Origin of the sequence: Vibrio sp. TRT 17S01 (assembly GCF_050113695.1) — a bacterium.
In the GTDB taxonomy this organism is placed as follows: Bacteria; Pseudomonadota; Gammaproteobacteria; order Enterobacterales; family Vibrionaceae; genus Vibrio.
The window spans coordinates 174,233-189,437 of record NZ_JBNJOG010000009.1; the positions used below are offsets into that span (position 1 = coordinate 174,233).

Annotated in this window: 13 protein-coding genes; 10 read left to right on the forward strand and 3 right to left on the reverse strand. The window is 42.3% G+C overall.

The window, feature by feature from the left end; translation table 11 throughout:
* Nucleotides 1-113 precede the first annotated feature (113 nt).
* Complete coding sequence (locus tag ACQEXS_RS15170; RefSeq protein ID WP_427014394.1) at nt 114-1,166, forward strand: 3-deoxy-7-phosphoheptulonate synthase; 1,053 nt, start codon at nt 114-116, stop codon at nt 1,164-1,166.
* Nucleotides 1,167-1,185: 19 nt separating this feature from the next.
* On the forward strand, nt 1,186-1,671 hold the full coding sequence (locus ACQEXS_RS15175; RefSeq protein ID WP_427011133.1) for a YajQ family cyclic di-GMP-binding protein: 486 nt from the start codon (nt 1,186-1,188) through the stop codon (nt 1,669-1,671).
* 30 nt (nt 1,672-1,701) lie between these two features.
* Here ACQEXS_RS15175 and ACQEXS_RS15180 read toward each other — a convergent pair whose 3' ends face one another.
* Nucleotides 1,702-2,634: an NAD(P)-dependent oxidoreductase gene (locus ACQEXS_RS15180; protein WP_427014395.1), complete on the reverse strand. Its 933-nt coding sequence runs from the start codon at nt 2,632-2,634 to the stop codon at nt 1,702-1,704.
* Between the two features lie 457 nt (nt 2,635-3,091).
* Between ACQEXS_RS15180 and ACQEXS_RS15185 the strand changes: the two genes are divergently transcribed.
* The 6 genes from ACQEXS_RS15185 (at nt 3,092) to ACQEXS_RS15210 (ending at nt 8,608) form a co-directional block, all read left to right on the forward strand.
* Nucleotides 3,092-4,120: an amino acid ABC transporter substrate-binding protein gene (locus tag ACQEXS_RS15185; RefSeq protein WP_367986468.1), complete on the forward strand. Its 1,029-nt coding sequence runs from the start codon at nt 3,092-3,094 to the stop codon at nt 4,118-4,120.
* Nucleotides 4,121-4,192: 72 nt separating this feature from the next.
* Nucleotides 4,193-5,398 carry an amino acid ABC transporter permease gene (locus ACQEXS_RS15190; protein WP_427014396.1) on the forward strand — a complete coding sequence of 402 codons (1,206 nt, stop codon included), beginning with the start codon at nt 4,193-4,195 and terminating at the stop codon, nt 5,396-5,398.
* A gap of 1 nt (nt 5,399) precedes the next feature.
* Entirely contained in the window at nt 5,400-6,497 is a 1,098-nt protein-coding gene (locus ACQEXS_RS15195) for an amino acid ABC transporter permease (RefSeq protein WP_427014397.1), read from the forward strand.
* Between the two features lie 22 nt (nt 6,498-6,519).
* The gene (locus ACQEXS_RS15200) at nt 6,520-7,269 is read left to right on the forward strand and encodes an amino acid ABC transporter ATP-binding protein (RefSeq protein WP_367986473.1); all 750 of its coding nucleotides are present in this window, start codon (nt 6,520-6,522) and stop codon (nt 7,267-7,269) included.
* 213 nt (nt 7,270-7,482) lie between these two features.
* The gene (locus tag ACQEXS_RS15205; RefSeq protein WP_427011129.1) at nt 7,483-8,151 is read left to right on the forward strand and encodes a Bax inhibitor-1 family protein; all 669 of its coding nucleotides are present in this window, start codon (nt 7,483-7,485) and stop codon (nt 8,149-8,151) included.
* Between the two features lie 127 nt (nt 8,152-8,278).
* A complete protein-coding gene (locus ACQEXS_RS15210) occupies nt 8,279-8,608 on the forward strand; it encodes a TusE/DsrC/DsvC family sulfur relay protein (RefSeq protein WP_427014398.1) in 330 nt (109 codons plus the stop codon).
* Nucleotides 8,609-8,631: 23 nt separating this feature from the next.
* On the opposite strand, the gene yccX is transcribed toward ACQEXS_RS15210, so the two are convergent.
* Complete coding sequence (gene yccX, locus ACQEXS_RS15215; protein WP_427014399.1) at nt 8,632-8,904, reverse strand: acylphosphatase; 273 nt, start codon at nt 8,902-8,904, stop codon at nt 8,632-8,634.
* A gap of 91 nt (nt 8,905-8,995) precedes the next feature.
* Here yccX and ACQEXS_RS15220 point away from each other — a divergent pair, with 91 nt between their 5' ends.
* Both ACQEXS_RS15220 and ACQEXS_RS15225 read left to right on the forward strand, forming a co-directional pair.
* Complete coding sequence (locus ACQEXS_RS15220) at nt 8,996-10,399, forward strand: methyl-accepting chemotaxis protein (protein ID WP_427014400.1); 1,404 nt, start codon at nt 8,996-8,998, stop codon at nt 10,397-10,399.
* A 97-nt stretch (nt 10,400-10,496) separates the two neighbouring features.
* Nucleotides 10,497-11,690, forward strand: a complete 1,194-nt coding sequence (locus ACQEXS_RS15225; RefSeq protein WP_427011125.1) for a class I SAM-dependent methyltransferase — start codon at nt 10,497-10,499, stop codon at nt 11,688-11,690.
* A 54-nt stretch (nt 11,691-11,744) separates the two neighbouring features.
* Here the strand turns inward: ACQEXS_RS15225 and ACQEXS_RS15230 are convergent.
* Nucleotides 11,745-15,205, reverse strand: a 3,461-nt coding sequence (locus ACQEXS_RS15230) for a VWA domain-containing protein (RefSeq protein ID WP_427014401.1), incomplete at its 5' end; no start/stop codon positions are given.

Consider the following 15,205-nt stretch of genomic DNA (forward strand, 5'->3'; position numbering starts at 1 on the left):
CATAAGTTTTCACTTTTACAGCTGCAAGAAAAGAAGTTTATAGATAAGTAGTTTATTCCTTTAGCCGTTTCCGCTATCTTTACCGCTTCGCAATAAAAAGAACAGGCTATGGTATGCCACTTAAAACCGATGAATTAAGAACCCAACCTTTGGGTCCGATGCCTACTCCGGCAGAGCTAGGAAGCGCACATCCAATCACGGAAGATGTAGCAGAACGCATAGCTCAATCTCGTAAACAAATCGAAAAAATTCTTATCGGGCAAGATGAACGTCTACTGGTTATCGTAGGCCCTTGTTCCGTTCACGATCCAGATGCCGCACTCGACTACGCAGCGCGTTTAGCTGCAATCCAAGACCAGTATAAAGATGAACTTTTCATCGTTATGCGTACGTACTTTGAAAAACCTCGTACTGTAGTTGGTTGGAAAGGTCTCATTACAGACCCTAATCTCGATGGTTCTTATGCACTGGAAGCTGGTTTACACAAGGCACGTAAACTGCTACTTGATATCAACAAACTTGGCTTAGCTACTGCGACTGAGTTTCTAGATATGATCACTGGCCAATATATCGCAGACCTTATTACTTGGGGTGCAATTGGCGCTCGTACTACAGAGTCTCAAATTCACCGTGAAATGGCTTCTGCGCTTTCTTGCCCTGTTGGTTTTAAGAATGGCACAAACGGTAATATCAAAATAGCAATCGATGCTATCCGTGCATCTAAAGCTTCGCATTACTTCTATTCTCCTGATAAGAATGGCCGAATGACGGTCTATCGCACTAGTGGTAACCCATATGGTCATGTGATCCTTCGAGGTGGTGATAAAGGGCCAAACTTTGATGCAGAATCTGTAGAATTAGCGTGTAAACAACTTGCAGAGTTTGATCTGCCACAGAAGCTAATTGTTGATTTCAGCCACGCCAATTGCCAAAAGCAACATCGAAAGCAGCTGGACGTTGCAAAAGATATTTGTGAGCAGCTTAAATCTGGTAAAAGCTACATCGCTGGCATCATGGCCGAAAGCTTTATTGAAGAAGGCAACCAGCCGATGGATGACATCGACGCATTAAAGTATGGCCAGTCTATTACCGATCCATGTCTTAGCTGGAAAGATACCGAGACTATGCTTGAGTTGCTAGCAGACGCTGTAAAAGCTAGCCGTTAATTTGTAGAGGAACTAACCAATGCCATCATTTGACATTATTTCTGAAATCGATGCTGTCGAACTACGCAATGCAGTAGACAATGCAGCACGTGAACTATCTACTCGTTTTGACTTCCGCAATGTGGAAGCAAGCTTCGAGCTACAAAAAGACGACTCAGTTAAAATGAGCGCTGAGGGTGACTTTCAGCTCCAGCAAATGCGAGATATTTTGCGTTCAAACCTGACTAAACGTGGTGTCGATGTAAACGCGATGGAATCTAAAGATGCAGAAGCAACAGGTAAAAACTGGCATCAAATCGTCGTTTTCAAACAAGGTATTGATACACCAACAGCGAAGAAAGTAGTGAAACTCATCAAGGATGCCAAGCTTAAAGTCCAAGCTTCCATCCAAGGCGAGAAAGTTCGTGTTACTGGAAAGAAACGTGATGACTTACAATCTGTCATTGCTCTAATGCGAGATGCAGAACTGGGGCAACCTTTCCAGTTCGAAAACTTCCGCGACTAATGGCAAAAAACCGCTCAATGAGCGGTTTTTTTATTTTGCCAGTTGTAAATAGAGATCATCTCCTTGCAACAGACGATATCTCGATACTGAAGCGGGTATAAATATACAAACCCTTAATTGCTCTTCTCTAGCCAAAGATAACTTAGATGAGAGTTCACCTTCATCACTAAAACTCTGACGTTCAGCATCCCTTCGAACAAGATCGACAAATTCAAACGGACAATCTTTTTCATAAAAGACCAGCTCAGCCTGCTGCATCAATCGCAACGCCTTTAACGAGAGAAGTTCCACGTCACTCCCATACTCTAACCAAGTAACAAAATGACTGTGCACCTGCTTTCCTGCCAACTGAGCTTGATAAACCGCCTCCAATGACTCTCGATTCGTTGCATGCTCAACTTCTGAAGTCGCAAAAAATACTTCCCAAAACTTACGCCGTGAATCAACATCAGGTAAGGACTGTTTTATATCATTTCTTTTAGACGCGCCAAACTCAGCGAGTAATGACAAATTTTGTGGTAAAACACTTTCCAACTGCTGTCTGATGTTTCTCACTAAAATAGGAGACGCTCCGCCACTTGAAATTGCCAGTTGAATTCGACCGCGGTTAATCATTGAAGGAGTAATAAAATCACAATAAGGTTGATCATCAACCACGTTAACCAAAATGCCTAACGCTTTCGCATCATGATATACCTGATGATTTAAATCTGGATTATCAGTCGTCGCCCAAACCTGAATATATCGAAAGTTAAGCAGTTCCTTTGAATAAAAATTCTGCATCCATTCTATCTCGCCATGTTCCGACAGAGACCGTAAATGTGATTCTACTTTCGGTGAGATTAATGTAACTCTTGCTCCTGCTCTAACTAAACTATCTACTTTTCTGCAGGCAACTTCCCCACCACCAACAACCAAAACAGGCTTATTATTCAGATCTAAAAAAAGTGGAAAATACTGCATTTCTATCCCTGTTAAAGAAAAATAACTATTCACGCTAGCTTAACAAAGCTAGGACATCATTCTCACTAACTTTTTGCCCAACAAGCAATATAACACCAAATTTACACTTCATTACGAAACATTATTTTGGAAAGGTAGTAAAAAACCCTTAATAACAACTAACACAATACCATGATTATACCCTTCTATTCTAATTGAAGCTGGGCATTACCTCATTGCTATTTACATTTACATAACATTTCGTCATCCTAACTACTGTGCGGTTTGTGAGTTTAGTCAAAAATCTTTTTAAATTATACATTTGAGAAAACTCAAAACCTTACCTACGCTTATAAATGTTTGATTTAACGGGTGTGTAATGCACTGATTTGAATCAACCAACAACAAAACACAACATATTTTATACGTTGTATCAGGTGTCACCTGGTTTAACACGGATCATACAGGAAGGATACAAATGACAAACAAACTAACACTTCTAGCTTCGGTTGTAGCTGCATCTACTGCTCTGATGTCTACAAATGCAGCGGCTGCAGACAGCACTCTGGATAAAGTAACCAAACAAGGCTTTATAACTTGTGGTGTCAGTACCGGCCTACCAGGGTTTTCTAACCCAAACTCAAAAGGTGAATGGGAAGGAATTGATGTTGAGTATTGTCAGGCGTTAGCTGCCGCTGTGCTTGGTGACAAATCAAAAGTAAAATATGTACCACTAACAGCAAAAGAGCGTTTCACTGCACTTCAATCGGGTGAGATTGATGTTTTATCACGCAACACGACGTGGACATTACACCGTGATACTGCTCTTGGACTCAACTTTGTCGGCGTAAACTATTATGACGGCCAAGGTTTCATGGTTAAGAAAGATCTTGGCATATCAAGTGCAAAAGAGCTTGATGGTGCATCCGTTTGTGTTCAATCCGGAACAACGACTGAATTAAACCTTGCAGACTACTTCCGTAATAGTGGTATGACCTATAAACCAGTGGTATTTGATACCGCAGCTCAAACCTCTAAAGGTTTTGATGCGGGCCGTTGTGATGTTCTCACCACTGACCAGTCAGGCCTCTATGCCCTGCGCCTAAACCTTCAAGATCCAAAGTCTGCTGCAGTTCTTCCTGAAATCATTTCTAAAGAACCTCTTGGTCCTGTTGTACGCCAAGGTGATGACCAATGGTTCAACATTGCAAAATGGACATTAAATGCAATGGTGAATGCTGAAGAATATGGCATCAATTCAAAAAATGCAGATGAAATGCTTAAGTCAAAAGATCCAAACATTAAGCGTATCCTTGGTGTTGATGGTCCAAAAGGACAAGGCTTAGGTATTCGCGATGACTGGGGTTATCAGATCGTCAAACAAGTAGGTAACTATGGCGAGAGCTTTGAGCGTACAGTCGGTAAAGGCTCACCGCTACAAATTTCTCGTGGTGTAAATGCGCTATGGAATGCGGGTGGCTTCATGTACGCGCCACCAATTCGCTAATAAAACTATTATCAGAAAATGGGCGGTATTAGCCGCCCTTTTTTACACAAATGGATTTGAGGTTATAGCTGTATGAAACCTGCTGATAAAGTTGCGTCTACGCCGGAAAACAAACCGGTGAAAAACGCTAGCCTTATTTATAATCCCACCTTTCGTTCGGTTGTATTTCAGATTGTTGCCATCGCGGCATTAGTCTTTTTCTTCTATACAATCGTCAACAATGCCCTTACTAACTTAGAATCTCGCGGCATCGCTACGGGGTTTGGTTTCCTCCAACAAGAAGCAGGCTTTGGGATTGGCCTAACTCTAATTGAATACGATGAAACATTTTCTTATGGCCGCACGTTTGTCGTCGGATTACTGAATACCGCTCTCGTGTCAGTATTGGGGATTATATTTGCCACAATACTTGGCTTCATTATGGGTATCGCAAGATTATCGTCGAACTGGTTAGTGAGCCGATTTGCTGCAATCTACATCGAAACATTCCGAAACATACCGCTACTTTTACAGATATTCTTTTGGTATTTCGCTGTCTTACAAGCGCTCCCTTCCCCGCGTCAAAGTATGAGCTTGGGTGAAGCCATTTTCCTTAACGTACGTGGCTTATATTTCCCTGCTCCTGTATTCGAGCAAGGTTCAGTATACGTACTGGCCGCGTTCATTATTGGAGTAATTGCTTCGATCCTTATTGGAATTTGGGCCAAGAACAAACAACGGCTGACCGGGCAACAAACTCCGATGGGGCGAATAATATTCGGATTATGCTTCGCATTACCTGCCGTCGTGTACTTCTTATCAGGATCTCCAATTAGCGCTGAGTACCCTGTTTTAAAAGGGTTTAACTTCCGTGGAGGCATAAGCATCATTCCTGAGCTTGCTGCCTTATTCATCGCTCTAAGCATTTATACAGCATCATTCATTGCTGAAATTGTGCGATCAGGTATCAATGCGGTGAGCCATGGACAAACAGAAGCAGCGATGTCGCTGGGCCTGCCACGCTCACGTACTTTGAAGCTTGTTGTCATTCCACAAGCCCTCCGGATTATCATTCCTCCGCTAACCAGTCAGTATCTTAATTTGACAAAAAATTCCTCACTCGCCATGGCTATCGGTTACCCCGATTTGGTCTCGGTGTTTGCAGGAACAACACTCAACCAAACGGGTCAAGCAATAGAGATCATTGCAATGACAATGGGTGTTTATTTGACGTTAAGCCTGCTTACATCTGCCCTGATGAATATCTATAACCGTAAAGTCGCACTGGTGGAGAGGTAATATGAACGTACATCAATTTCAACCTGATTTACCACCGCCATCAAATACAGTTGGACTTGTTGGGTGGTTGCGTAAGAATCTTTTTAATGGACCCGTTAACTCCGTTTTGACCGTCATTATTGCTTATTTTGCCTTCATGGGAATTTGGGCAATTATTGATTGGGCATTTTTAAAAGCTGACTGGATTGGCACGACACGAGATGCTTGTAGTCGTGAAGGCGCGTGTTGGGTATTTATTAGCGTCCGATGGGAACAGTTCATGTATGGGTTCTACCCACAAGAAGAGCTGTGGCGCCCTCGTTTGTTCTATATCACACTTGCCATATTTACCGTACTACTAGCCTATGAAAAAACGCCAAAACGCATGTGGATATGGTTATTCTTCGTCAATATCTACCCCTTTATCATTGGCGCACTTTTGTATGGCGGCGTCTTCGGATTAGAAGTAGTCGATACACATAAATGGGGTGGATTACTAGTCACACTTATTATCGCCCTTGTTGGTATTGTGGTATCACTGCCTATCGGCGTCGCTCTGGCACTAGGTCGACGCTCAGAAATGCCTATCATACGCAGCATCTGTACGGTCTATATTGAGATCTGGCGAGGCGTTCCGTTGATCACAGTTCTGTTTATGGCGTCAGTGATGTTGCCACTATTCCTCGCAGAAGGTTCTGAGACCGATAAGCTGATTCGAGCGCTAATTGGTGTCGTCATGTTCAGCGCAGCGTATATGGCAGAAGTTGTACGTGGTGGCCTTCAGGCAATTCCAAAAGGACAATATGAAGCGGCAGATGCCCTTGGATTGAGTTATTGGAAAAAGATGGGACTTATTATTTTGCCACAAGCGCTTAAAATCACGATTCCATCGATTGTAAATACTTTTATCGGCCTCTTTAAAGATACGAGCCTTGTCCTTATTATCGGTATGTTTGATGTACTGGGTATTGGACAAGCCGCGAATACCGATCCCGAATGGCTTGGTTTTGCTACTGAAAGTTACATATTTGTCGCGTTAGTGTTCTGGGTATTTTGTTTCGGCATGTCGAGATACTCGATATGGCTAGAGAACAAACTTCATACCGGTCACAAACGATAATCATAAAGCTCAAGGACGTATTATGACGCAACAACAAGAACACATGATCCAAATTAAAGACATGAATAAGTGGTATGGAGAGTTCCATGTCCTTAAAAACATTAATCTCGACGTAAAGAAAGGTGAAAAAATAGTTATCTGCGGCCCTTCTGGTTCTGGCAAATCAACGATGATTCGCTGTATCAACCGTTTAGAAGAACATCAAAAAGGGCAAATCATTGTCTCAGGTAATGAGCTTACTGACGACCTGAAAAACATCGAAGCAGTTCGCCGTGAAGTCGGCATGTGTTTCCAACACTTTAACCTCTTCCCTCACCTTACGGTGCTTGAGAACTGCACTCTAGCACCAATCTGGGTTAAGAAGATGCCTAAAGACGAAGCTGAAGCCATTGCGATGAAGTATTTGGAACGTGTAAAGATTCCTGAGCAAGCAGACAAATACCCAGGTCAACTCTCTGGTGGTCAGCAGCAACGCGTAGCTATTGCACGTTCACTGTGTATGAACCCACAAGTCATGCTGTTTGACGAACCCACTTCAGCACTCGATCCTGAAATGGTACGTGAAGTACTAGATGTTATGGTAGAGCTTGCAGAAGAAGGCATGACTATGTTGTGTGTGACACACGAAATGGGTTTTGCCAAAGAGGTTGCTGATCGAGTTATCTTTATGGACGCCGGTGAGATTATTGAAGAGAACAACCCGGTTGATTTCTTTGAGAACCCTCAATCCGACCGCACTCAAAACTTCTTGGCACAAATCTTACATCACTAATATCTAATATCTAATATCTAATATTGAATTTGCTCTCAAGGGGTGACTTATGTCGCCCCTTTTGCATTGTTATATTGTGTTACATCTTTCAAAATACTTAAGTTTTTATTTCTATTATTATTTTATCTACAGCTACACCAATTGGGGCTTGATTTTTTTGCCTTTCGACCTCATAAATGTAGATATAAACATAAAACCCTTACGAGGAAGATTATGAACAGTCCTATGTTTACCCGCTCTGCGAGTGTTTCAAATACACTTGAGATCAACAAAACGTTAAAGAACACCTACTTCTTACTTTCAATGACGTTAGTAACAAGTGCGGTAGCAGCTATGGCAACGATGGCTATCGGTATTTCTCCGCTAATGGCAATTGTTATGCAAGTTGCTGCAATTGGTATTCTATTCTTTGCACTACCTCGTAGTATCAATTCATCAATGGGTATTGTTTGGACATTTGTCTTCACAACACTTATGGGTGGTGCTTTAGGCCCAATGCTTAACTACTATGCATCTATTCCTAGTGGCCCAACAATTATCGCTCAGGCTCTAGGTTTGACGGGTATGGTGTTTCTTGGTCTATCTGCTTACACCATCAGCAGTAAGAAAGACTTCTCTTTCATGCGTAACTTCCTAATTGCAGGTCTGATCATTGTTATTGTTGCGGCAATCATCAACATCTTCGTTGGTTCGACAATTGGCCAACTTGCTATCAGTAGCATGTCTGCACTAGTGTTTTCTGGTTTCATTCTATATGACACAAGCCGTATTGTCCGTGGTGAAGAAACCAACTACGTTAGCGCAACAATCTCTATGTACCTAAATATTCTGAACTTGTTCACAAGCCTACTTAGTATTTTAGGTATCATGAATGATGACTAATTAACGTCTTACTGATTAAACAAAGCCCGAAAGAATACTCTTTCGGGCTTTTTCTTTATTTGCATATTGTGAAACTGGTCTTGGCTAAGCTACCCTATTCCATATCGTTGATTTTAGGTTTAAGAAGATGTTCGAATACAACGGCAAACAAATCAAAACGGATGCTCAAGGCTATTTACTTGACTATACGCAATGGGAAGAAGGCATGATCGGGGTGCTGGCTCAAGAAGAAGGTATTGAGTTAACAGAAGCGCATCTTGAAGTTATTCATTTTGTGCGTGACTTCTATGAAGAATTTAATACATCACCTGCTGTTCGAATGCTGGTCAAAGCAATGGAAAAAGCACATGGTCCAGAGAAAGGCAACAGCAAATACTTATTCAAGCTGTTTAAGCAAGGACCAGCTAAACAAGCAACAAAACTTGCAGGTCTGCCAAAACCAGCGAAGTGTTTATAATATGGTCCTGTAGCTCTTGGTAGCTACAGGATTTCAAACCCTTTGAATGTCATAAAATCTATTGATTCTTTTGTAACCGTATCAACCCTTGCGGTTCGTGGTCCAGCCTCTAACCACTTTGCCATTTGTTCTATCGCCCCTGAATCACCATTCACGATAACTTCTACGTCACCATTACTTAAATTCTTTGCGTAGCCTACTAAACCAAGGCGCATTCCCTCATACGACGTGTGATAACGAAACCCCACCCCTTGAACTAGACCTGACACGATAAATTTTTCACACTTTTGAACCATTTCGTATACCTCTCTGAATAAGTCTTTGATATATTTGCTTCGTTTATCAATACCCGCGAAGGAAAGCGGGCCTCTCCTGGAAGTAAATATTATGAAAGAAATATCGTTTCGTTGGATCGACAAATACCTCATTCATCTTAAAATACAAGAAAAGTTTTATTTGCTCTTCTTGCTCCCTGTATTGGCGCTCATCATATTAACTGCCGTACTAAACAATGCCACAAACGGCCTCATTGATTACCTGTATAAAGATGAACTCATATTGATGCGCGATCTCATTGAAGCTGGCGATCTGACAAAACAACAAGTTGTAAATATCTTAGCCACTTCAGATACGATTTCTCTTGGTAGTGGTTCCGGTGCAATTTCAGTTTCCAATGGTGCTTTTAGTATAGTTGCCAGTCATAAACAAAGTTTATGGGGTGCACTGAATACCACGCATATCACTATAATTCTCGTTACACTAAGTATCATCGCAATGGGTGTTTACTACATCATGACATTCATTGGTGGTGCAATGTTTGCGATGAACAAAGCTCTCAACACATTGGCTGAAGGTGATCTCACAAATCGCATGAACTATTTTGCTGTCAGAGATGAATTCAGCACCATCGCTATTACCATTGATAAAGTAGCAGATCGCGAACAGAACTTAGTCCGTTCAATTCAAGAATCCATTGCATTGATGCAACAAATTAGTTCAGATTTAAATGTATCGACACAACAAAGTTCCGAGGTATCAAGTCATCAGCAGGAACATCTCAATTCACTAGCAAGTGCAACGGAGCAAATGGCTTCCACCATACGAGAAGTGGCTAACTTAGCCCATGATTCAAGCTCTCAAACGGATGATGCTCGCCGTGTCGCTGAGCAAGGCCAAGAAAAAGTCGGTCACACTTTAGGGTCCATATCAGAACTGTCTCGCGAAATACAATCGGCCTCAGAGGCAGTCGCAGAACTTGATGCAAATGCAGCCCAAATCGATGAAGTCATCACGGCAATTAATGGTATTTCAGAACAAACTAACCTTCTGGCTCTTAATGCCGCGATAGAAGCAGCACGAGCAGGTGAACAAGGGCGCGGATTTGCAGTCGTTGCAGACGAAGTTCGCGCGCTTGCAGGTAGAACTCAACAGTCAACGGTTGAAATCCAATCGATGATCGAGGCGCTTCAGCGTAACAGTCAGTCACTGACACGTTTAATGGAAACAACTGTCACGAGTGCTAATACTGGCCAAAAATTGATGAGTGAAGTTAACACTGAAATAGGTTCACTAGCAGATAAAAACCAGAGTATTTCTGATAGCAGTATCCAAATTGCTACTGCCGCAGAAGAGCAAGGCGTCGTAGCAGACAACATTGCAGCAAGTGTCGAAGAAGTGCGGAATCAATCTAATATGATTTGTGACATGATCAGCTCCACGAACAATAACATTGAGCAGCTAAGAGCTCAGAGCAATTCCATGGAATCACTTTTAACCGGACTACGAGCATAACTAAAAGAGCCACCGCTAAGGTGGCTCTTTTATTTGCTTTTCATAAGCAGTTCAATGAAAATACCCCACCTTTTCGAACAACCAACCGAGCATAACAATGACGCCAGCAATCTACCTAGTAAAAGGCCGTGATAAATCTCTTCGTCGCAAACACCCATGGGTTTTCTCAAGAGGTATTAGTAAAGTCGAAGGCGAACCTGTATTAGGCCAAACCGTCGATGTTTTTGCTCATGACGGAAAGTGGCTTGCAAAAGCAGCATACTCACCCCATTCACAAATTCGAGCTCGCGTATGGAGTTTTGAAAAATGCCAAATCGATAAGGCATTTTTTATCAAACGGATTCATGATGCACAGCTTCTTCGTGAAGATATTATTCAACGAGATGGGCTAACAGGATACCGATTGATAGCAGCAGAATCTGATGGCTTACCAGGGATAACCATTGATAAGTACCAAGATTTTTTAGTTTGCCAATTACTAAGTGCAGGCGCTGAGTACAATAAGTCTCTACTGGTTGAAGCATTAAAAGAAGTTTTCCCAAGTTGTAGTGTTTATGAACGTTCTGATGTTGCAGTACGTAAGAAAGAAGGACTGAAAGAAACGACTGGCGTACTATTTGGCGATGAGCCCCCAAAATCTGTTGTTATCGAAGAAAATGGCGTAAAGATTAGCGTTGATATCGTTGAGGGACACAAGACTGGCTTCTATTTAGATCAGCGAGACAGCCGTCAGCAATCAATGAAATATGTTGAAGGTAAAGAAGTACTAAACTGCTTCTCTTATACGGGTGGCTTTGGCCTCTATGCTCTTAAAGGTGGAGCAAAACGTGTTATTAATGCGGACGTATCTCAACCAGCCCTTGATACTGCAAAATACAATGCCGAGCTGAACGAATTTGATATTTCAAAAAAACGTGCTGTGTTCTTAAATGCTGATGTATTTAAACTGCTACGTGAATATCGAGATCAAGGTACTAAGTTTGATGTTGTCATCATGGACCCACCAAAGTTTGTTTCAGGAAAACAAAACCTAACATCAGGCGCTAATGGTTATAAAGATATCAACATGCTTGCTATGCAAATCCTAAAGCCTGGCGGTACCCTCCTAACCTACTCATGCTCGGGCTTGATGGGTGCAGATCTGTTCCAAAAAGTTATCGCCGATGCCGCCGTTGATGCAGGAAGAAGTGTTAAGTTTGTTGAACGTTTTGAACAAGCGGCTGATCATTTGACTGATTCCGCATATCCAGAAGGCTTTTACCTAAAAGGCTTCGCGTGCAAAGTTCTTTAATGGAAGTTGCAGTGAACGAATAAACAATAAAAAGGGCCTTTCGGCCCTTTTTATTTAGTCTACATTTTTGACTGAAACCAGTTCGTTTAACAAACCAGCCATATCATTACTACTGATATAATCAGAGAATTGGCTCGCAGCATCTTGAAGAACAATAACTTGTGTATCCCCATCATGTTCAACCGTTAACTTCAGATCTGCTGATGATGAGTTAATATCACCTTCTACAGAAACATTAGTACTCGCCAATAGATCATCCATGGTCTCGTCTTCAGTTAGAAGTTCAGACAAATCTATTTGATCTTGCTGACGATTGAAGTCTGTGATGACATCTTCATGAACAGAGAATGGTTCATCTACCCATTTGAAAATGTCGTACCCTTCACCACCAGTGAGCAGGTCATCACCCGTTCCACCAATTAAGATGTCGTTACCTGCTCCTCCAACGAGCCTGTCGTTACCACTGCCACCACGTAAACCGTCGTTGCCTTCACCGCCATCGAGCACATCGTCACCCGAACCACCAAACATAATGTCAACGCCGCCTTGACCATAAATATGGTCATCGCCACCGCCTCCATGACCTAAGTCGACAAAGGCATTGCTGGTTCCGGAAATGCTCATAGCACTGTCTTCGACATTGGAGTCTTCAAGGAAATCACTATCGTTACCTTTCGAGAATGTTTCCAACACAGTTTGGGCATTATCTTGTTTGATTTTGGCTTGTTCATGGTCATCAATATTTGCATGGCTATCACCAAGATAAATGGTGTCATCACCCGAACCCATAAAGACGTCATCACCCGCAGCACCCACATCAACCACCATTCCATTGATCGTTTCTTGATGTGTGAAGCTTTCAGTTGTCGCACCTGTGCCACTGATTCCTGAAGTTGACCAATACGCATACTCGCTTGACGAGTTTGCGTGAACAATTTGAACGGTATCAACTACATCACCTTCAGACTTAATATCAGGCGTAACGTTCACGCCATCAATTTCGAAGGATAATATACTTTCACTGCTGTCACCGTCGTTATCTTCCAGTTTGTAATTGAAGTTAACTTCAACAGGTCTATCATCAGCTGCGCCATAGAACGTGTAGTTACCATCGTCCATATCGATTACTAATGAATGCTTAGAGTCAACATAAATAGAAAGTGTGTTTGTCGTGCTATCAAAGTGCGACGAAATCATCGAACTCGTTCCAGATTGCGATACAGAAGAGCCATTAAAAGTAAATGTTACCCCTTCAATCGTAATTGATTTCACGATAGCCCCATCACCACCAGAGTGAGAAGACAACAAGTTACCACCTACGTCTTGAACTACGGACTGAAGTAAGACTGGAGGTAAGTCATTAACATCTGGAACCATAATTGCGTCGCTATCAACTTCTAAGAAGCCATCATAAGCGACTAGATCTAGTTGACTAGTATACAAATCTGTTCCTATTCCATAGGATAATGCAGTGACATCGTTTTCTTTTAAGTGTTCTGTCCAATTAGCAACTTCAGCAGAGTTAAGAGCATTATATCCCGTGGGATCTCCATCAGACATAAAATAACTCACATTAGTAGCATTGGGAATTTTATCATGCATCCCTTGCTCCCATGCAAACTCTGCAGAGGCTAGAGCTCCATCATAATCTGTATTACCCCAAGCACCAAACGTATTTATAAGTTCTAGAGCCTCATCAACACTAAACCACGTACTATCTCCATTGTAAAATATCCTGTTTGCGGTATGAAAAATTATGATTTGAACCTGAACATCACCTAATGCTTCATACTGATGTAATAAATCTGAAACTGCTTCTTTCATTACACTCAATCGCGTCTTTCCATTACCAGCATCAAATTTCATTGAACCGGACGTATCTAGTACAAGCTGTACATTTGCGCCAACCTTGGTTTCTGCATCAACATCATGGTGAATTCGCTCAGCAACAGGCGAATCGTCTTCGACATTAATCGCAATATTACCAGAAGCATTGATACCAGCCTGATCTTCCACATTAATAGGCACATTAATGGTTAATGAATCTTCACCATTGGCGTTAGAATGATCAATACCGCCACTTAGCTGCGTAGAAACTTGGCCATTATTGTCAACACTAATAGTAATAACATCTTCACCTGAAGCACTACCTGTTAGCGTTTTACCATCCGATGACAATGTCCATGTTACCGTAGCACCATCACTTGTCAGTGTACCTGTTGGAGTGCCTAACGTAACGTCAGCAATATGACCGCTTAAACTAACTGTTCCAGCATCTGTTACACTATTTGTCGTATCAGAATGACCTTCCAATGCTTGACCATCCACGATTCCAAGTGATAACCCTTCTTCAGAGACGTTTAGCTCAAGATCACCAACTGAAGGAGGCATATACGGATTAACCGCAAACGCTCCTGTGACACTATCTCCATCACCATCAACTACAGTAAACGTAAAATCAATATCCCCATCACCTTGTGGATTGGTCATAGGTTTATACTGGAGATATTCCCATTTACCTGTCGCTGGAGTTAATTGGACGTCAAATACCAATTCTCCGTTTTCATCGCGACCAAGTAAACGATTCGGGTTTTGAGAGTCGATTGAAATAGTGATATTAGAACCATCAGCAGTTTGCAAACCACTTTCAGCACCCGTTAACTTAAGGCTTCCAAAACCATCTGCACCAAATTCAACCTGCAATATCCCCTCAGAACTTGCTATAGGTGTTTCGTTTGGCCCCAATAAGGAAACATTAACTGCAGAGCTGTCTGTTACTACTGGTCTATCGTCTTCTACCACAATGGTTAAGTCACCCGTAGAAGCGACCTGCCCATCTGAAACAACGATGCCAAGGTTAAATGTAACAGTATCCTCAACCGTAGCATCTGGATGATCAATCGGGTAAGAAAGAACTATATCGTAATTCCACGTCCCTTCACCTGACGTATTTGGCTCAGATAATGAAATTTCTGCCACGGTTCCTAAACTACTTGTCGAACCGACAAGTGTTTGAGATGTCGCATCCCAACTCCATACGATAGATTCACCACCACTCATTAATCCTGTAGGACCAGTTAGAGACACAGAAAGTGTGTCACTATCAACGTCTCCTACTACAAACGAACCGCTTGCTGAGGCTGAGTTAGTCGTATCAGAAGAACCCTGACTATCTGCAATACCGTCGGCCAATCCCTCTTCAGAAACAACACTACCTTGAATCGATGTGATTGTTGGTGGCGCGTCATTATCTAGAATGGTCGCGGTGCCAGTATCACTGCCCACTGTGCCGTCGCCAGCCGTCGCCATTACCGTAAAGTCTTCATTACCTTCAAAGACCGTATCGTTGGTCGTTGGGATAGTGACTGTTAGGTTCGTTTGACCTGCTGGGATGGTGTAGCTGCCATCTGTATTTGGATTGACAACGGTGCCATCAGCGGTAGTCACCACCATGGTGCCAAAGTCGTCGCTGCTTGCTGAGCCAGTCTGGCTTGCCAGGTTGACGGTCACATCGG

Bases quoted from the DNA above. Each gene is read 5' to 3' on its own strand.
- ACQEXS_RS15185 (WP_367986468.1), top strand. From the start codon at position 3,092: ATGACAAACAAACTAACACTTCTAGCTTCGGTTGTAGCTGCATCTACT.
- ACQEXS_RS15180 (WP_427014395.1), bottom strand. From the start codon at position 2,634: ATGCAGTATTTTCCACTTTTTTTAGATCTGAATAATAAGCCTGTTTTG.
- ACQEXS_RS15225 (WP_427011125.1), top strand. From the start codon at position 10,497: ATGACGCCAGCAATCTACCTAGTAAAAGGCCGTGATAAATCTCTTCGT.
- yccX (WP_427014399.1), bottom strand. From the start codon at position 8,904: ATGGTTCAAAAGTGTGAAAAATTTATCGTGTCAGGTCTAGTTCAAGGG.
- ACQEXS_RS15190 (WP_427014396.1), top strand. From the start codon at position 4,193: ATGAAACCTGCTGATAAAGTTGCGTCTACGCCGGAAAACAAACCGGTG.
- ACQEXS_RS15195 (WP_427014397.1), top strand. From the start codon at position 5,400: ATGAACGTACATCAATTTCAACCTGATTTACCACCGCCATCAAATACA.
- ACQEXS_RS15220 (WP_427014400.1), top strand. From the start codon at position 8,996: ATGAAAGAAATATCGTTTCGTTGGATCGACAAATACCTCATTCATCTT.
- ACQEXS_RS15200 (WP_367986473.1), top strand. From the start codon at position 6,520: ATGACGCAACAACAAGAACACATGATCCAAATTAAAGACATGAATAAG.
- ACQEXS_RS15170 (WP_427014394.1), top strand. From the start codon at position 114: ATGCCACTTAAAACCGATGAATTAAGAACCCAACCTTTGGGTCCGATG.
- ACQEXS_RS15210 (WP_427014398.1), top strand. From the start codon at position 8,279: ATGTTCGAATACAACGGCAAACAAATCAAAACGGATGCTCAAGGCTAT.
- ACQEXS_RS15205 (WP_427011129.1), top strand. From the start codon at position 7,483: ATGAACAGTCCTATGTTTACCCGCTCTGCGAGTGTTTCAAATACACTT.
- ACQEXS_RS15175 (WP_427011133.1), top strand. From the start codon at position 1,186: ATGCCATCATTTGACATTATTTCTGAAATCGATGCTGTCGAACTACGC.